Consider the following 15936-nt stretch of genomic DNA (forward strand, 5'->3'; position numbering starts at 1 on the left):
CGTGGCATCCCGCGGTCCCGGCGACGGCGACCGCAGCGGTCACGACCCGGCACCGGTCACCGTCTTCGTCGCCGCGACCACCGCGTCGAGCACCCGTTCGGTGTCCGCCGCCGTCGTGCGCCAGTTGCTGAACGCGGCGCGCAGCGCGTGGGTCCCGTGGAGGACCGTCGGGGTCACGAAGGCCTCGCCGGAGGCGGCGATCGCCTGGGCCAGGGCCTGGACCCGTTCCCGGGTGGGCCGTTCGGCGAGGGTGAAGCAGACGACGTTCAGTCGGACCGGTGCGACGGGCGTCAACCCCGGTGCCTGTGCGAGGCGTTCACCGAGGGCGCGGGCCTGCGCGACATTGCGCTCGACGATCTCGCGGTGCCCCGCCCGGCCGTACGCCATGAGGGAGAACCAGGTCGGGAGGGCGCGCAGTCGGCGGGAGTTCTCCGGTGTGAGGTGCAGGAAGTCGGGCTCGCCGGTGGGGAGGCCGAGATAGGGGGAGTCGTTGCGGAAGACTCGTACCTGGAGGTCCCGGCGGCGGGTGAACTGCACGGCCGCGTCGTAGGGCACGTTCAGCCACTTGTGCAGGTCCACGCAGATCGAGTCGGCGGCGTCGAGACCGTCGACGAGATGTGCGTACGACGGCGACAGCGCGGCGAAGCCGCCGAACGCGGCGTCCACGTGGAGCCAGAAGTCGTGACGCTCCCTGAGCGCGGCGACCGCACGCAGGTCGTCGAAGTCGACCGAGTTGACGGTCCCGGCGTTGGCCACCACGATCGCAGGCCGCCCGTCCAGCGCCTCCAGGGCGGCGTCGAGGGCCGCCACGTCCACGGCCTCCCGGCCCCCGGGCAGCAGGGGGACGCTACGCAGCCGGTCGCGGCCGACGCCGAGCACGGAGAGCGCCTTGGTGATGCTGGAGTGCGGGCTGCCGGACAGCACCTCGACGGGACCGAGGGCGGCGACGCCCTCCCGGGACACGTCCACGCCGAGCCGTTCGCCGAGCCACTCGCGGCCGACGGCGAGCCCCACGGTGTTGGAGACGGTCGCCCCGGTCACGAAGGCACCGCCGTACTCCGGGCCCAGCCCGAACAGCTCCCGCAGCCACTGGAGGGTCTGCCGTTCCAGGGCGGTCGCGGAGGAGTCCTGGCCGCCGGAGACGTTCTGGTCGTACGCACTGGTGAGCCAGTCCCCGGCGACGGCCGCCGGGGTGGCCCCGCCGGTGACGAAACCGAGGTAGCGGGGCCCGGCCGATCCGGAGAAGCCGCCGGCCCAGCGCTCGGCGAACTCCGTCAGGGCCCCCGCCGCGCCGACACCTTCGAGGGGGAGCGGCACGGTCCCGGGCCGCCCGTCCGGCCGGGCGACGGGCCGGTCCGCGAGTCCCGCCACCTCCTCGGCGGCGAAGTCACGGGCGGCCTGGAGCAGTTCGGGGAGCCGGGAGAGGTCGCCGGCGAGTACGGAGTCCATGATCGGCAGCGTAGGACGGGGAGCGGACCGCGGTCCCGGTCCACCTGCGCGGAAGTGGCCCTGTCGGTGCGCCGACGCGCGACCGGGCACCCGGACCGCGTGGCCCTCCTTCGTATTCGGGTAATTCACCGGAGGCCGTCGGCGAATGGTGCGCCTATTTCGGCCGGGACGGCAAGCGCTTCCGGGAATTACCGGAAGTTACTTCGACGTACCCGCGTGACGGAAGCCGTCAAGGTGTCTGAAAGGCCGTCATACGGGAGCGATCCGGACACCGTCGAAAAACTTCGTTGAGGCTTGAACGGCGCCCATGGTCTTCACGTATTCGACACCGTGAGCAGGATTCCCGTTACCGTCACCGTCGCGTACCAGGTGGTGCCGGGGCGCGAGGCCGACTTCCACTCCTGGGGGTGGGCCGCGCTGCGTACCAGTGCGCAGCAGCCGGGTTTTCTGGGGGGTGGCGTACTCGTCGACGGAGAGGGTGAATGGCATGTGGTCTACCGCTTCGACAGCGAGGAATCAGCCCGGACCTGGGAGAATTCCGTGATCTGGGCACAGTGGTCGGCCCGCGCCGACGGACTGGCGCAGGAGACCGGCCGGCGGAGCATCGTGGGCTCCAAGGCCTGGTTCGACTCCCAGAGCGCCCGGGCCCCGACACCGGCCGGCCCTCCGGGGCCACCCCCGAAATGGAAACTCTGGTTGGTGAATTCCGGTGCGGTCTTTCCGCCCGTGTTCTTGTTCAACCAGGCAATACTTCCCTATCTCAACGACCTGAATCCGCTTTTCCGTACACTTCTGCTGTGTCTGACCGTGGCAGCCATCGTCACCTGGATTCTCATGCCGAGACTCCAGAGATTCTTGAAGAAATGGCTGTACCCGCCGTTGCAGGCGTTGCGCGGCCGGCACAAACGACGGACCGCCTAGGTCCGAGAACGAAGAGGGGGGTGGGCGGGTGAAGACCCTGCTCATCGACAATTACGACTCGTACACGTACAACCTGTTCCAGCTGATCGCCGAGGTCAACGGCGAGGAGCCGGTGGTCGTGCTCAACGACGCCTCGGCCGACGACATCCCGAAGCTGGGGGAATTCGACAATGTGGTGGTGTCGCCGGGACCCGGCCACCCCGCACGAGCGCGTGACTTCGGAATCGCCGCCCGGGTGATATCCGAGGCCGAGATTCCCGTCCTGGGCGTCTGCCTGGGCCACCAGGGCATCGCGGCCGGGGAACGCGCCGATGTCGAACCCGCCCCGTGGCCCCGCCACGGGCACCTGTCCACGGTCCGGCACGACGGCCGCGACCTGTTCCGGGGCCTCCCGCAGAACTTCACCGTCGTCCGCTACCACTCGCTGTCCGTACGCGAGCCGCTGCCGCCGACCCTGGAGGCGACCGCCTGGTCCGAGGACGGCGTCCTCATGGGCCTCCGGCACCGCGAACGGCCGCTGTGGGGCGTCCAGTTCCACCCCGAGTCGATCCTCACCGACCACGGCCACCGGCTGCTGGTGAACTTCCGCAACCTCACGGCGGAGCGCACCGGCAGAACGCGCAGCAAGAACACCGCGGTCGCCCCCGTCCCCGGCACCCACCACCCGGCGGCCACCGCTCTCACCGGCACGATCCCGCGCCCGCGACGCGCCCCCGGTGCCGGGTACCGGCTGCACACCCGCCGCATCGCCGGCGCCGTCGACGCCGAGGCCGCCTTCACCCGGATGTACGCCGACGCGCCGCACGCCTTCTGGCTGGACAGCTCCCGCGTCGAACCCGGCCTGTCGCGCTTCTCGTTCTTCGGCGACGGCAGCGGCCCCCTCGCCGAGGCCGTCCGCTACGACGTCGACAGCGGCACCTGCACGATCGAACGGCAGGGCCGGCCCACCCGCACGGTCCGGGCGAGCGTCTTCGACTACCTCAAGCGGCAGCTGGCCGGCCGCAAGGTCGACGCGACCGGTCTGCCCTTCGACTTCACCGGCGGTTACGTCGGCTACTTCGGCTACGAACTCAAGGCCGACACCGGCTCCGAGAACCGGCACAGCGCCGAGACCCCGGACGCGGCCTGGCTGTTCGCCGACCGGCTGATCGCCGTGGACCACCAGGAGGGCCACACCTACGCGGTCTGCCTCTCCGAGGACACCCCGGCGGCCTCCCGCGAGGCCGGCGACTGGCTCGACACCGCGCTGGCCCAGCTCACCTTCGTCGGCTCGGACGCCACGGTCCCGCTGAAGGCGGCCCCCGCGCCCTACCCGCGCGCCGCCGAACCCTGGCTGGTCCGCGACCGCGCCACCTACCTCGCCGACATCGAGGCCTGCAAGGCGGAACTGAACGCGGGCACCAGCTACGAGGTCTGTCTGACCAACGCGGCCCGTTTACCCGCCCCCTACGACCCGTACGACTTCTACCGGGTGCTGCGCCGGATCAACCCCGCCCCGTACGCCTCCTACCTCAGGTTCGGCGACCTCGACATCGCCGGCTCGTCCCCCGAGCGGTTCCTGCGGATCACCCGAGACGGCATCGCCGAGGCCAAGCCCATCAAGGGCACCGCGCCCCGGGGCGACAGCCCGGAGGAGGACGCCCGGCTCCGCGAGGAACTGGCCGCCGACGCCAAGACCCGCGCCGAGAACCTGATGATCGTCGACCTGCTCCGCAACGACCTCGGCCGCGTCTCCCGCACCGGCTCCGTGAAGGTCACCCGGCTGATGGCCACCGAGACGTACGCCACCGTGCACCAGCTCGTCTCCACGGTCGAGGGCAGGCTGCGCGAGGGCACCGACGCCGTCGACTGCGTACGCGCCTGCTTCCCCGGCGGCTCGATGACCGGCGCGCCCAAGCTGCGCACCCTGGAGATCATCGACGCGCTGGAGACCGAGGCGCGGGGCGTGTACTCGGGCGCCCTCGGCTACCTCGGGTGCAGCGGCGGCGCCGACCTCAACATCGTCATCCGTACCGCCGTGTTCCAGGGCGGCCGCATGCATCTGGGCGCGGGCGGCGCGATCGTCCTCGACTCCGATCCCGCCGCCGAGTACGACGAGATGCTGCTGAAGACGGCGGCACTGATGCGGGCCCACCGGGAGCACGCCTCCGCCCCCGCCGTCACCGAGGAGCCGACGCGATGACGATCACGACGACGTTCACCACGACGGCCCGGCCCGTCCGACCGCCCGCCGACGCGGCCGCTCCCGGCAACCTGGCGGCCCATCTCGCCGCCCTCGTCGAGCGACGCGGCTGGGCCGCCCGGCCGGCCTTCCACCAGGGCCACCGCGCCTGGTCCCACGGTGAGATCCACGACCTCGCCGCCCGCACCGCCACCGTCCTCGCCGACCACGGCGTCCGCCCCGGCGACCGCGTCCTGCTCGCCCTCCCGGACTCCGTCACCTGGGTCACCACGTTCCTCGCCCTGGCCCGCCTGGGCGCGGTCGCCGTCCTGGTCAACCCCGAACTCACCCCGCCGGAACAGCAGTTCATGGCGGAGGACACGAGGGCGGTCCTGTGGGTGACGGGACCGGGGCTGGACGGCTACATACCCGCGCCCCGTAAGGGGAGCGGGCCTGTGACTTCTGCGGCTCCGCCGCGTGGGCGCGACCAGCCCAGGCCAAGCCGCACCGTGAAGACGGCCAGGCAAGCCAGGCGCCTTGGCTCGGACCAACTGACCGCCCTGTGCGCCACCGCCGTGCCCAAGGAGACGGCCCACCCGGTCGACGCCCACACCCCCCTCTACATCCAGTACACCTCCGGAACCACCGGCCACCCCAAGGGAGTCGTCCACGTCCACGGCGACCCCAAGACGTACCACGACCTCATCGGCCGCCGGCTGCTGCGCATCACCCCGGACGACGTCACCCTCTCCGTCTCCCGGCTGTACTTCGCCTACGGCTTCGGCAACGCCCTGGTCTTCCCGCTCTTCTCCGGCTCATCCGCCGTCCTCGCCGACCGCCGTCCCACCCCCGCGGCGGTCGACGAACTCGTGGCCCGGCACCGCGTGACCCTCCTGTACTCGGTGCCCTCCGCGTACGCCGCGCTCGTCACCGACCGGGCCGACGGCCACCAGGGCTGCTTCGCCTCGGTGCGCGCGGCGGTGTCGGCCGGCGAGGGCATGCCCGCCGGACTCGGCGCGCAGGTCACCGAACTGCTCGGCGCCCCCGTCCTCGAACAGATCGGCTCCACCGAGGCCGGACACGCCTTCTGCGCCAACAGCTTCGACCACAACCACCCCGGTACGGTCGGCCGCCCCGTCCCCGGCTTCGAGGTGGAGCTCCGCGACCGCGCCGGCACACCGGTGCCGGAGGGCGAGGCGGGCGAACTCTGGGTGCGCGGACCGACGGTGACGCCCGGCTACCTCAACCGGCCCGAGGAGACCGAACGCACCCTCGTCGGCGGCTGGCTGCGCACCCGGGACCGGGCCGTCCGCGAACCCGACGGCACCTACCGGCACCTGGGCCGCGCCGACGACATGGAGATGGTCGGCGGCATCACCGTCTCCCCGCTGGAGGTGGAGGCGCTGCTGCGCACCCACCCCGGCGTCCGGGACGTCGCCGTCGCCGCCGTCACCGACGAACGCGGCGCCAGCAGGCTCCGGGCCTTCGTCATCCCCGTCCCGCCCATCGCGGTGGGTCTGGAGGCCGAACTGATCTGCATGGCCCGCGACCGGCTCGCCGCCTTCAAGGTCCCCCGCAGCGTCAGCTTCGTGCCCACGCTGCCCCGCACCGCGACCGGCAAGCTCCGCCGCCACCTCGTCCGCAAAGGAGCGTGGTGAGCCATGGCCGACACCCTCGTCCCCGCAGAAAGGTCCGCCGCCATGCGAGACCGGCTCCCCACCGACCGGCAACCCGCCCTCGCCGGACGCGGCTTCTACCTGGGCTCGATGTTCAGGGAGGCCGCCGAACGCCACGGCCCCGTCTTCGTCACGCTCGACCGGCCCCTCGACGTGAACCCCGACATCGGGACCGACCTCACCTACACCGCCCTCGCCGACCTCGTCGACGAACTCTCCGGGCAGCTGTGGGAAGCGGGCGTGCGCCCCTCCGAGGAGGTGGTCGTCCACAAGACCGACAACGTCGACATCGTGCTGCTGACCTGCGCGGTCTCCCGGATCGGCGCCGTCCCCGTACTGCTCTCGCCCGGTCTCGCCGGCCCGGTGGTCGGACAGCTCCTCGAACGCCTGCACAAGCCCTGGCTGATCACCGACCGGGTGAAGCTCGAAGGCCCGCTGAAGGACGTCGACCTCACCGGCCTCGTCCGGCGCGCCCTCGCCGTCGACGACGCCCCGGGTGCCGAACCGCTCCAGAAGTACGCCGGCGCCCCGACCCCGGCCGCGGTCCGCCTGCACCCCCGCGACGCCTCCCTCATCACCCACAGCTCGGGCACCACCGGCCTGCCCAAGCTGGCCGTGCACTGCCCGAACACCATGTGGAACCGGCTCGTCCCGCAGAAGGCCATGGGTTGGCCCACCCGGGGCGAGACCGCCGCCCTGCACATGTCGTTCGTGCACTCGCGCTTCTACCATCTGCTGGGCGTCCTGCTGCACTTCGGCAGCCCGCTGGTCCTGATCGTCGACCCGGAACCGTCGAACGTCGGCCCGCTGCTGGCCCGCCACCGCCCCGGCATCGTCGAGACCCACCCCAACACCTTCGTCCTGTGGGAGGAGTTGGCCGACGCCCCCGGCGCCCCGCTGTCCCGCGTCCGCTCCTACGGCTCCACCTTCGACGCCATCCACCCCCGCACCGTGCAGCGGCTCCTCGGCGCCTCGCAGCGGCGCTCGCCCTGGCTCATCCAGCTGTACGGGCAGAGCGAGACGGGCCCGGTCGCCTTCCAGTGGTTCACCCGCAGGAGCGCCGCCCGCGCCGACGGCCGCCGGGTCGGCATCGGCATCCCCGGCTTCACCCGCGTCCGCGTCGCCGACGATTCCGGACGACGGGCCGCCCCCGGCACCGCCGGCCGGATCGAGGCCCGCACCCGCGGCCGCATCCTCACCTACCTCGGCGCCCGCGAGCGCTATCTGCGCCAGCTCGACGGCGGCTGGTGGCAGATGGGCGACATGGGCTACCAGAGCCGCTGGGGCGCCCTCTACCTCATCGACCGCGAGATCGACCAGATCGACTCCGTGCACAGCAACCTGGAGGTCGAGGACACCCTGATGTCCCGCCTGGAGGAGCTGCGCGAGGTCGTCATCGTCCCCGGCGCCGACCGTGAACCCGTCCCCGTGGTCTGCGTACGCGGCGAACGCCCCCTGGACCTGCGGCGCTGGCACGAGGCCACGGCCGACCTGCCCACCATGGCGGAGCCCAGGCAGTGGCGGTTCGACGAACTGCCGATGACCTCCACCTGGAAGGTCAAGCGCGTCGAGGTCACCCGCATGCTCGCCGAGAGCATCCGCGCATGACGCCCCCCGTCCCCGCCCCCGTCCTCGTCGTGGGCGCGGGGCCCGTGGGCCTCTCCGCCGCCCTCGCCCTGCGCGCCCACGACCTCCCCGTCACCCTGCTCGAAGCCGACCCCGAGGGCCGTGAGCGCCCCGGCAGCCGCGCCCTGTTCGTGCACCGCGAGACCCTGCAACTGCTGGAGGAGATCCGCCCCGGGCTCGCGGCCGAGATCGCCGCGTACGGGCGGACCTGGCACACCAAGCGCACCCTCTACCGGGGCCGCGAGGTCTACGCCCGCACCTTCCCGCCGCCCACCGGCACCCCGCCCTTCACCAGCCTCCGACAGGTCGACACCGAGCGCTTCCTGCTCGCCGCCTGCCGGGACGCCGGGGTGGAGTTCGTGTGGGACGCCCGGATCACCGCCGTACGGACCGAGCCGGACGGGGTGACGCTCACCGGCGAGGACGGCCGGACCTGGACGGGCCCCCACGCGATCGCCGCCGACGGCGCCCGCTCGGCGGTACGCCACGCGTTGGGCATCCCGCTGGAGGGCACCCACGGCGAGGGCTTCCACGTCGTCGCGGACGTCGCCGACATCCCCGGCGCCGAACTGCCCCTGGAACGGGTCTTCCACTACGAACACCCGGCGCTCGGCGGCCGCAGCGTGATGCGGGTGCCGTTCACCGGCGGCTTCCAGCTCGACCTCCAGTGCCGCGACGACGACGCGACGCGGGAGTTCGGCACCCGGGAGGCCGTACGCCGCTGGCTGCCCGAGGTCGTCGGCGACGGCTACGACGAGCGGATCCTGTGGGTCTCCACCTACCGCTTCCTGCGCAAGGTCGCCGCCGACTTCACCGACCCGCACCGCCGGGTGCTGCTGGCCGGCGAGGCCGCGCACCTCTTCCCGCCGTTCGGGGCCCGCGGCATGAACAGCGGCATCGCGGACGCGGTCGCCGCGGCCCGCGCGATCGCGGAGGGCACCTCCGGCGCGGTGGACTCCTTCGCCGCGGTCCGGCGCGCGGCCGGCCTGTTCAACAGCGCCGCCGCCGGCACCGCCCTGGACCATCTGCGGCCTCGGCGGCGTATCGTCCGGGTCAAGCAGCGGGCGGCGGCCGCCCTCGCCCCGATGGTGCCCCGCTGCGGCGCCTGGCTGGAGCACGCCCCCTACGGCCCCCGGCACGGCGCCCCCGCCGTCGCGGGCCGCAAGTACTGACCCTGCGACGGGACCCGAAAAACCGGCCGCGGACATGGAACCGAAAGACCGACAGGAGCACCGAGTGACACAACCCGCCATCGCGGAAGGCCTGCTGGCCTGGTCACCCGAACACGGCCTCGTCCCCGGCCGGACACCGGGCGGACGCCTCCTCGTAGCGGACTCGTGGCTGCTGCGCGACGGGCGGGTGCGCGGCTTCGACCGGCACCGCGAACGGTTCGTACGGTCCTGCGGCGAGTGCGGCGCGCCGCCCCTGGCGCGGGTCGTCGACTTCTGGCAGGACATGACCCGCGCCCTGCCGCGCACGGGGGAGTGGTTCCCGCGTGTGGAACTCGTCTCCGGATCCATGGAGCTGCGGCTGCTGCTGCGGCACGCCCCGCCGCTCATGGCCGAGATCCGGGTGTGGGCGGCGGGACAGCCCGACCCGCGCACCGTGCCCCGCCGCAAGGGGCCGGACCTGGACGCCCTGGCCCGGGTGCGCAGACGGGCGGCCGGGGTGGACGCCGACGAGGCCGTCCTCATCGCGCCCTCCGGCCTGGTGCTGGAGGGCGCGAGCAACAGCCTGCTCTGGTGGGAGGACGACACCCTCTGTCTGCCGCCGCCCCGCCTGCCCCTCCTCGCCGGCGTGACCGTCGCCCTCGTCCTGGAGCACGCCGCCCGCACCGGGGTCCGGGTCGCCCACCGCGAGCGCTCCCTGGCCGAGCTGGACGGCCGCGAGGTGTGGCTCGTCAACGCCCTGCACGGCATCCGTCCGGTCGCCGCCTGGACCGGGCGACCGATGACCCCCGGCCCGGCCGTCCGCGCACCGGAATGGCGACGGTGGCTGGAGGGTCTCATGCAACCGTTGCCGGACCACTGAATTCACAGCGACATACGGGCGCGGAGCAGCGCCGGGCCGAAGGGAATTCGGCCCGGCGCTCGAAGTCGTTCGCTGAATTGTCGCGAAGAATCCCCGGGAATCATTTCCCGGGGATTGTGCGGTTACTTCGGGGCGGGCTGGTACGCCCCCGGCACCATCCGCGTGGCGATGGCGATCCGGTTGTACGCGTTGATCACGGTCGCCGCCCAGATCAGTGCCGCGACCTGCTGCTCGTCGAACACCTCGGCCGCCTCGGCGTACACGTCGTCCGGCACCTGGCCGTCGTGGACCAGCGTCACGGCCTCGGTCAACGCCAGGGCGGCGCGCTCGCGGTCGGTGAAGAACGGGGTCTCGCGCCAGGCGCTGAGCGCGTAGATCCGCTGCTCGGTCTCGCCCTGCGCGCGGGCGTCCTTGGTGTGCATGTCCAGGCAGAAGGCGCATCCGTTGATCTGCGAGGCGCGAATTCTGATCAGTTCGAGGATTTCGGGCTCGACCTTTGCGTCCCGGGCCGCGGTAACGGCGGCGCCGTGCAGGGAGCCCATCGCCCCGGAGACCTCGGGGGTAATTTTCTTCAACGCCACGCGAGTTGTGGATTCGCTGTTGCTCATGGGGGTAACTGTATCTGCGAATTCCCGGCTGTGTAACCGTTTCGTCTCGACGTGGGCTCTCCCACAACCGTCGCCGCCGGTCGCCTGTCTAGGCAGGCAGGACCTACAAAACACTCGAAAGGGAAAGGCCCGTCATGGGGGACATAGGCAGAAGAGGCGCCGTCGCGCTCACGATCACCGCACTGCTGACACCGCTCACGCTCGCGCTCGGCACCGGGCCCGCGCAGGCGGCGAGTTGCACGACGTCGACGGGCCCGTACCAGAAGCAGGTCGAGAAGTTCCTCGGCCGGACGGTCGACGGCAAGCAGTCCGCCGGCGACTGCAAGGCGATCAAGGCCTTCCAGACCAAGCACGGCATCACCCCGAACGCCGGCTACGCGGGTTCCGTCACCTGGGGCGTGATGGACCTCATGAACAAGCAGAAGGCCGTGGGCAAGAACCCCAACAAGGCCGGCAAGTGCCCGACGAACAAGGGCCGCATCGCCTGTGTGAACCTCACGCTCCAGCTCAGCTGGATCCAGGACGGCGCGAAGCTCGTCTACGGCCCCGTCCCGGTCCGCACCGGCCGCGACGGCTACGAGACCCGCACCGGCCTGAAGAAGATCTACTGGCGCAACATCGACCATGTGTCGTCGATCTACCACGTGCCCATGCCCTACGCCCAGTTCTTCGACGGCGGCCAGGCCTTCCACTCGGTCGGCGTCAGCATGTGGAACCCGCCGGGCTCCCACGGCTGCACCAACATGACCAAGACCGACGCCAAGAAGTACTGGTCGCTGTTGAAGAAGGGCGACGACGTCTTCGTGTACGGCCGCAAGCCGGGCACCTGACGGACAGTCAGGAGCCCGGCCGGGTGACGGAGGCGGAACGTCACGCCTCGGGGGCGTCCCCGAAGTCCGGGATCTCCAGCCGTACCCCACCCTGCCGCGCGGACTCGTGCGCGACGATCCCCGGCAGGGTGTAGCGGGCCGCCACCCAGGCGTTCACCGACGGCAGCGTCCGGGTGTTGACGGCGGTCACGAAGTCGTCCACCAGGAAGTGGTGGCTGCCCTCGTGCCCGTTGTGCAGATGGTCGAACTCCCGCGGCAGCCGCGACCGGTCGTGCACCGGCGCCGACCCCGAGGTGAAGGCGGCCCGCAGATCCGGCGCGATGTGCTGGAGCGAGGGATCGTCCGGGGACAGGGTGGGCTTGGGCTCCAGGAGTTCGCTGATGTCCTCGACGCCCTTCTTGTCCTGCCAGAACGCCACTGTCGCGAGCTGCTCCATGCTGGCGTCGGTGCCGAAGAACCGGAAGCGCGACTCCCGTATCTGCGAGGGGTAGCCGACCCGCCGGAACTCGTTCGTACGGAACGAACCCCCGCCCGCCACCTCGAACAGCGCGGTCGCGTTGGAGAAGTCGTTGCCGAACTGGCTGACCTCCTTGTCGAACACGCCGTCACCGCGCCCGTCGACGACGCCGATCGCGGAGACGCTGACCGCGTGCGTCTGCCAGGCGCCCAGCACCCCGCCCACCGAGTGCGTCGGATACAGCAGCGGCGGATAGCTGGCGGTGCGCTTCCAGTCCTCGCCGCCGCTGTACTGGTAGGCCTCGTAGAACCCCAGATCCATGTCGTGGACGTAGTCGCCCTCGGCGTAGAAGAGCCGCCCGAAGGCGCCCTCCGCGATCCGGTTGCGGGCGTGCACGGTCGCCGGGTTGTACTGGCTCGTCTCACCCATCATGTACGTCAGTCCGGTCGCCCGGACCGCCTCGATGATCGCCGCGATCTCGTCGGCGGTGATCGCCATGGGAACCGCGGAGTAGACGTGCTTGCCGGCGTTCAGGCCCTGGAGGACCAGCGGCCCGTGCGTCCAGCGCTGGGTGAAGATCGCGACGGCGTCGACCGCCTTCGACTCCAGCATCGCCTCGTACGACGGGAAGGTACCGGCCAGTCGCTGGGCGGACACGAGGGCTTCTGCTCGCTCGGGCAGCAGATCGGTGACGTAGACGTCGCCGACGCCGGGGTGCGCCTGGAACAGCGTGGCGAACTGGCCGGAGAACTGGCCGGCGCCCACGATGCCGAGGGAGAACGTCATGTGCGGAGTGTCCTTCACTGGTCGAGAATCAGATTGATCTGGTCGTTGGTCTCGTCGAGGCCGCTCACCGGCGCCCCGTTGCCGTAGATGTCCTCCATCGCGGGCTGCATGAGCGCGGTGACGTCCGCGGCGTAGTCGGTGATCGGGTAGGAGAAGGTCCGGAAGTCCCGCTTGTCGGCCACCGGTTCGGTGAACGCCGAGACGTCGAGGCCCTTCTTCTCGTACGCCGCGACGGCGGCCTCGGTGCCGGCCGGGGTGGCGGGGAAGACGACGCCGTACCGGCCGACCGTGGTCTGGCAGGCGTCGGAGGCCAGATAGGCCACCCACTTCCGGGCCCCCGCCTTGTTCCTGGAGGCTTTGGTGATGGAGTCGGCGAGGCCGTTCATCATGGTGGCGCGCTTGCCGGTGGGGCCGGCCGGGGTGAGGGCCGAGCCGATGTCCACGCCCTTGAATCCGGCATAGGTGGAGATCATCCAGGCGCCGTCGAAGGTGGCCGCCGCCTTGCCCGCCGCCACCTGGGTGTTGGCCTGGTTGGACTGGACGTTGTAGTCGGCGAAGGGCACCATGTAGCCCTTTTCCGCCAGGCCGAAGTACCACGAGATCACGGACTGGAAGGTCTCGCTGTCGTAGCGGTACTTCGTGCCCCAGCGGTCCTTGTCCGTGTAGCTCCACCCGGCCGACCCGGTGAAGGGGCTCCACTGGGTCTGTCCGTCGGCGTAACCGCCGCCGTTGCTCGCCAGGCCGTAGACCTTGACGTTGTTCTTGTCGAAGCCCGGCTCGTCGCCCCGCCTGCCCTTGCCGTCGACGGTGAGGCGGGCGACGGCCTTCTCGAAGGTGCCGCCGTCCTCGGGGTTCCAGGTGAGGTCGTTCAGCTCGTCGGCGGTGAGGCCCGCGTCCTTCGCCAGCTTCTTGTTGTAGAAGAGCGCGACGGTGTCCCAGTCCTTCGGGGCGCCGTAGCGGTGGCCGTCCTGGCCGATCCAGTTGGCGGCGAGGCCCGGCTGGTAGTCGGAGTCCTCGATGCCCAGGTCGTCGAGCGGTTCCAGCACCTCCAGATCGGCGAACTGGCCGAACTTCTGGATGTGGTCGGTGAACACGTCCGGCTGGGTGCCCGCGATGAACCCGGCGGTGAGCTTGGTCCAGTAGTCGCTCCACCCCAACTGGCTGATCTTCACCTTCAGTCCGGGGTTCTCCTTCTCGAACCCCTCGGCGCAGGCCTGGTAGGCGGGCAGCTGGTTGGCGTCCCACAGCCAGTACGTCACCGTGTTCGAGGACGCCCCGGTGCCGTCGCCCTGAGCGCAGCCGGTCACCAGGGACAGCGTCAGCGCCCCGGCCCATGCGGTCAGCGTACGAAGTCGCATCTTCGTTCCCTCACTTGATCCCGGTGAAGCCGATGGAGCTGACGATGCGGCGGGCGGAGGCGGCGAAGAGCACCAGCATCGGCAGTGCGGCGATCAGCGTCGCCGCCGTGAGCCCCGACCAGTCCACTCCGGTCGCCGGGGTCTGCGCCCGGAAGATCGCCAGCGCCACGGTCAGCACCCGCGAGTCGTCGCTGTAACTGACCATCAGCGGCCAGAAGTAGTCGTTCCAGGAGGTGATGTACGTCAGCACGGCCAGGGTGAGGATCGGTGTGGACGCCATCGGCAGGATCACCCGGAAGAAGATCCTGACCTTCCCGGCTCCGTCCAGCAGCGCCGCCTCCTCGACCTCGTGGGGGATGTTGAGGAAGAACTGCCGCAGGAAGAAGACCGCGAACGGGGTCATGAAGAGGGTGGGCAGCGCGATGCCGAGGAGCGAGTCCACCAGGTGCAGCTGCTTGATGAGCACGAAGTTCGGCAGCAGCGTGAAGATGGTCGGCACCATCAGCCCGGCCAGGAACAGTCCGAACACCTGGTCACGGCCCCGCCAGCGCAGCCGTGCGAAGGCGTAGGAGGCCATCGCGGAGAAGAGGATCTGGCATCCGGTGATCAGCGTCGACACGAAGACCGAGTTGAGCAGGTACCGCCAGAAGTCGAGTCCGCCGCCCGCTCCGCCCTGGGCGATCGCCTCCTCGGCGGACTGCAGGCCGAGGGCCCGCTCGAAGCCGCTGGTGGTGAGATCGACGGGCAGCGGGTTCGCGGGGTCCGCGTTCAGCCCGGCGTTGGTGGAGAGCGCCGTGCGCAGGATCCAGTAGAAGGGCAGCAGGGTGATGAGCACGATCAGGCCCATCACGGTCCAGGCGGCGGCCCGTCCGACGGAGGGCCGGCGCTTCGTCGGACGTACGGCCGGCCGTGTCGTCGGGGGCGCGGCGGGGGTCGCCGGTGGGGTCAGGGTGGCCATGCGGGTGTCTCCCTTCCGTCAGCCGAGGTCGCTCTGGCCGGCCCGGGTGAGCCGGTACTGCAGGACGGTGATGGCGCTGAGCACCACCAGCAGGGCGACGGACATCGCCGAGGCGTAGCCGAACTGGAAGCGGCCGAAGGCGGAGCCGTAGATGTAGTACTGCAGGACGTTCGTGGCGTTCGCGGGGCCGCCCGCTGTGGTCACCGCCACGGTGTCGAACACCTGGAACGAGCCGATCACCGTCATGATCAGCACCACCGCCAGCACCGGTCGCAGCAGCGGCATGGTGACCCGCCAGAACATCCGCCACTCGCTCGCGCCGTCCACCCGGGCCGCCTCGTACACGTCGTTCGGGATCGCCTGGAGCCCGGCGAACAGGAGCAGCGCGGTGTAGCCGACGTGCCGCCACACATTGATCAGGGCGATGGTGGGGATCGCCCAGGTCTTGTCGGCGAGGAAGGGGACGCGGTCCGCGCCGAGCGCGCCGATGATCTCGTTGCCGATGCCCAGCTGGGTGTCGAGGATCCACAGCCAGACCAGACCCGCCACCACGTTCGACATCAGATACGGCGTGAGCACGATGCCCCGCAGCAGCGCCGACCGGGTCAGCCGCTGGAGCAGTACGGCGATGGCGAGGGCGGCGACCGTCTGCACCCCGATGTTGAGGATCACGTACTCGACCGTGACGGCCAGCGAGTCCCAGAAGATCGGGTCGTTGACCATCCGGACGTAGTTGTCCAGGCCCACCCACTCCGCCGGGGTGAGCAGGTTGAAGCGGGTGAAGCTCAGGTAGATGCCGCGCAGGGTCGGCCAGAGCAGGAAGACCAGGAAGCCGAGCATCGCCGGGGCGATGAAGAGGGCGGCCAGGAGACCGTCGCCCCGCCTGCGGATCGGTGGACTGCTGGAGGCGATGGTCATCGGTGCTCCCTCATCGGCGGCGTTGCCTCTGACTCAGGCCACTTACTTTCGTCGCGGAAGAATTTGCGCGTCAAGAGGTGGGGGGAATCTTTTGAAGCAAGGGTTGGCGGGCATTGAGTGGGTCTGTTGTTTCCGTGACGAAAGAAACGAGGTGTGG

13 protein-coding genes are annotated in these 15936 nt (G+C 70.8%); 7 read left to right on the forward strand and 6 right to left on the reverse strand.

Going from position 1 to position 15936, the window contains the following annotated elements; translation table 11 throughout:
• Positions 1-39: 39 nt before the first annotated feature.
• Positions 40-1449, reverse strand: a complete 1410-nt coding sequence (locus ACZ52C_RS26700) for a pyridoxal phosphate-dependent decarboxylase family protein (protein WP_469077130.1) — start codon at positions 1447-1449, stop codon at positions 40-42.
• 330 nt (positions 1450-1779) lie between these two features.
• Between ACZ52C_RS26700 and ACZ52C_RS26705 the strand changes: the two genes are divergently transcribed.
• The 6 genes from ACZ52C_RS26705 (at position 1780) to ACZ52C_RS26730 (ending at position 9864) form a co-directional block, all read left to right on the forward strand.
• Positions 1780-2370, forward strand: coding sequence for an antibiotic biosynthesis monooxygenase (locus ACZ52C_RS26705; protein WP_469077131.1), 591 nt, complete (start codon positions 1780-1782; stop codon positions 2368-2370).
• A gap of 28 nt (positions 2371-2398) precedes the next feature.
• The gene (gene pabB, locus ACZ52C_RS26710) at positions 2399-4552 is read left to right on the forward strand and encodes an aminodeoxychorismate synthase component I (RefSeq protein WP_469077132.1); all 2154 of its coding nucleotides are present in this window, start codon (positions 2399-2401) and stop codon (positions 4550-4552) included.
• Positions 4549-6189 carry a benzoate-CoA ligase family protein gene (locus ACZ52C_RS26715; protein ID WP_469077133.1) on the forward strand — a complete coding sequence of 547 codons (1641 nt, stop codon included), beginning with the start codon at positions 4549-4551 and terminating at the stop codon, positions 6187-6189. The genes pabB and ACZ52C_RS26715 overlap by 4 nt, the downstream gene beginning before the upstream one ends.
• Positions 6190-6192: 3 nt before the next feature.
• Positions 6193-7815, forward strand: coding sequence for a class I adenylate-forming enzyme family protein (locus ACZ52C_RS26720; RefSeq protein ID WP_469077134.1), 1623 nt, complete (start codon positions 6193-6195; stop codon positions 7813-7815).
• Entirely contained in the window at positions 7812-9005 is a 1194-nt protein-coding gene (locus ACZ52C_RS26725; protein WP_469077135.1) for an FAD-dependent monooxygenase, read from the forward strand. The genes ACZ52C_RS26720 and ACZ52C_RS26725 overlap by 4 nt, the downstream gene beginning before the upstream one ends.
• Before the next feature lie 64 nt (positions 9006-9069).
• Entirely contained in the window at positions 9070-9864 is a 795-nt protein-coding gene (locus ACZ52C_RS26730; protein WP_469077136.1) for an aminotransferase class IV, read from the forward strand.
• 122 nt (positions 9865-9986) lie between these two features.
• Here ACZ52C_RS26730 and ACZ52C_RS26735 read toward each other — a convergent pair whose 3' ends face one another.
• Positions 9987-10472, reverse strand: coding sequence for a carboxymuconolactone decarboxylase family protein (locus ACZ52C_RS26735; RefSeq protein ID WP_469077137.1), 486 nt, complete (start codon positions 10470-10472; stop codon positions 9987-9989).
• 134 nt (positions 10473-10606) lie between these two features.
• Between ACZ52C_RS26735 and ACZ52C_RS26740 the strand changes: the two genes are divergently transcribed.
• Positions 10607-11302 carry a L,D-transpeptidase family protein gene (locus ACZ52C_RS26740; protein ID WP_045560125.1) on the forward strand — a complete coding sequence of 232 codons (696 nt, stop codon included), beginning with the start codon at positions 10607-10609 and terminating at the stop codon, positions 11300-11302.
• A 40-nt stretch (positions 11303-11342) separates the two neighbouring features.
• On the opposite strand, the gene ACZ52C_RS26745 is transcribed toward ACZ52C_RS26740, so the two are convergent.
• From ACZ52C_RS26745 to ACZ52C_RS26760, 4 genes are read right to left on the reverse strand one after another with little or no spacing between them, the layout of a single operon-like run.
• On the reverse strand, positions 11343-12545 hold the full coding sequence (locus ACZ52C_RS26745; protein WP_469077138.1) for a Gfo/Idh/MocA family protein: 1203 nt from the start codon (positions 12543-12545) through the stop codon (positions 11343-11345).
• A 14-nt stretch (positions 12546-12559) separates the two neighbouring features.
• Positions 12560-13903 carry an ABC transporter substrate-binding protein gene (locus ACZ52C_RS26750; RefSeq protein ID WP_469077139.1) on the reverse strand — a complete coding sequence of 448 codons (1344 nt, stop codon included), beginning with the start codon at positions 13901-13903 and terminating at the stop codon, positions 12560-12562.
• Positions 13904-13913: 10 nt separating this feature from the next.
• Entirely contained in the window at positions 13914-14861 is a 948-nt protein-coding gene (locus ACZ52C_RS26755; RefSeq protein WP_469077140.1) for a carbohydrate ABC transporter permease, read from the reverse strand.
• A gap of 18 nt (positions 14862-14879) precedes the next feature.
• Complete coding sequence (locus ACZ52C_RS26760; protein WP_469077141.1) at positions 14880-15779, reverse strand: carbohydrate ABC transporter permease; 900 nt, start codon at positions 15777-15779, stop codon at positions 14880-14882.
• Positions 15780-15936 lie beyond the last annotated feature (157 nt).

Source organism: Streptomyces sp. NPDC034049, assembly GCF_055575575.1.

What these genes read in the sequence shown, in the direction of transcription:
- ACZ52C_RS26740 (WP_045560125.1), top strand. Translation starts at nt 10,607, where the DNA reads ATGGGGGACATAGGCAGAAGAGGCGCCGTCGCGCTCACGATCACCGCA.
- ACZ52C_RS26760 (WP_469077141.1), bottom strand. Translation starts at nt 15,779, where the DNA reads ATGACCATCGCCTCCAGCAGTCCACCGATCCGCAGGCGGGGCGACGGT.
- ACZ52C_RS26755 (WP_469077140.1), bottom strand. Translation starts at nt 14,861, where the DNA reads ATGGCCACCCTGACCCCACCGGCGACCCCCGCCGCGCCCCCGACGACA.
- ACZ52C_RS26700 (WP_469077130.1), bottom strand. Translation starts at nt 1,449, where the DNA reads ATGGACTCCGTACTCGCCGGCGACCTCTCCCGGCTCCCCGAACTGCTC.
- ACZ52C_RS26720 (WP_469077134.1), top strand. Translation starts at nt 6,193, where the DNA reads ATGGCCGACACCCTCGTCCCCGCAGAAAGGTCCGCCGCCATGCGAGAC.
- ACZ52C_RS26750 (WP_469077139.1), bottom strand. Translation starts at nt 13,903, where the DNA reads ATGCGACTTCGTACGCTGACCGCATGGGCCGGGGCGCTGACGCTGTCC.
- ACZ52C_RS26715 (WP_469077133.1), top strand. Translation starts at nt 4,549, where the DNA reads ATGACGATCACGACGACGTTCACCACGACGGCCCGGCCCGTCCGACCG.
- ACZ52C_RS26725 (WP_469077135.1), top strand. Translation starts at nt 7,812, where the DNA reads ATGACGCCCCCCGTCCCCGCCCCCGTCCTCGTCGTGGGCGCGGGGCCC.
- ACZ52C_RS26745 (WP_469077138.1), bottom strand. Translation starts at nt 12,545, where the DNA reads ATGACGTTCTCCCTCGGCATCGTGGGCGCCGGCCAGTTCTCCGGCCAG.
- ACZ52C_RS26735 (WP_469077137.1), bottom strand. Translation starts at nt 10,472, where the DNA reads ATGAGCAACAGCGAATCCACAACTCGCGTGGCGTTGAAGAAAATTACC.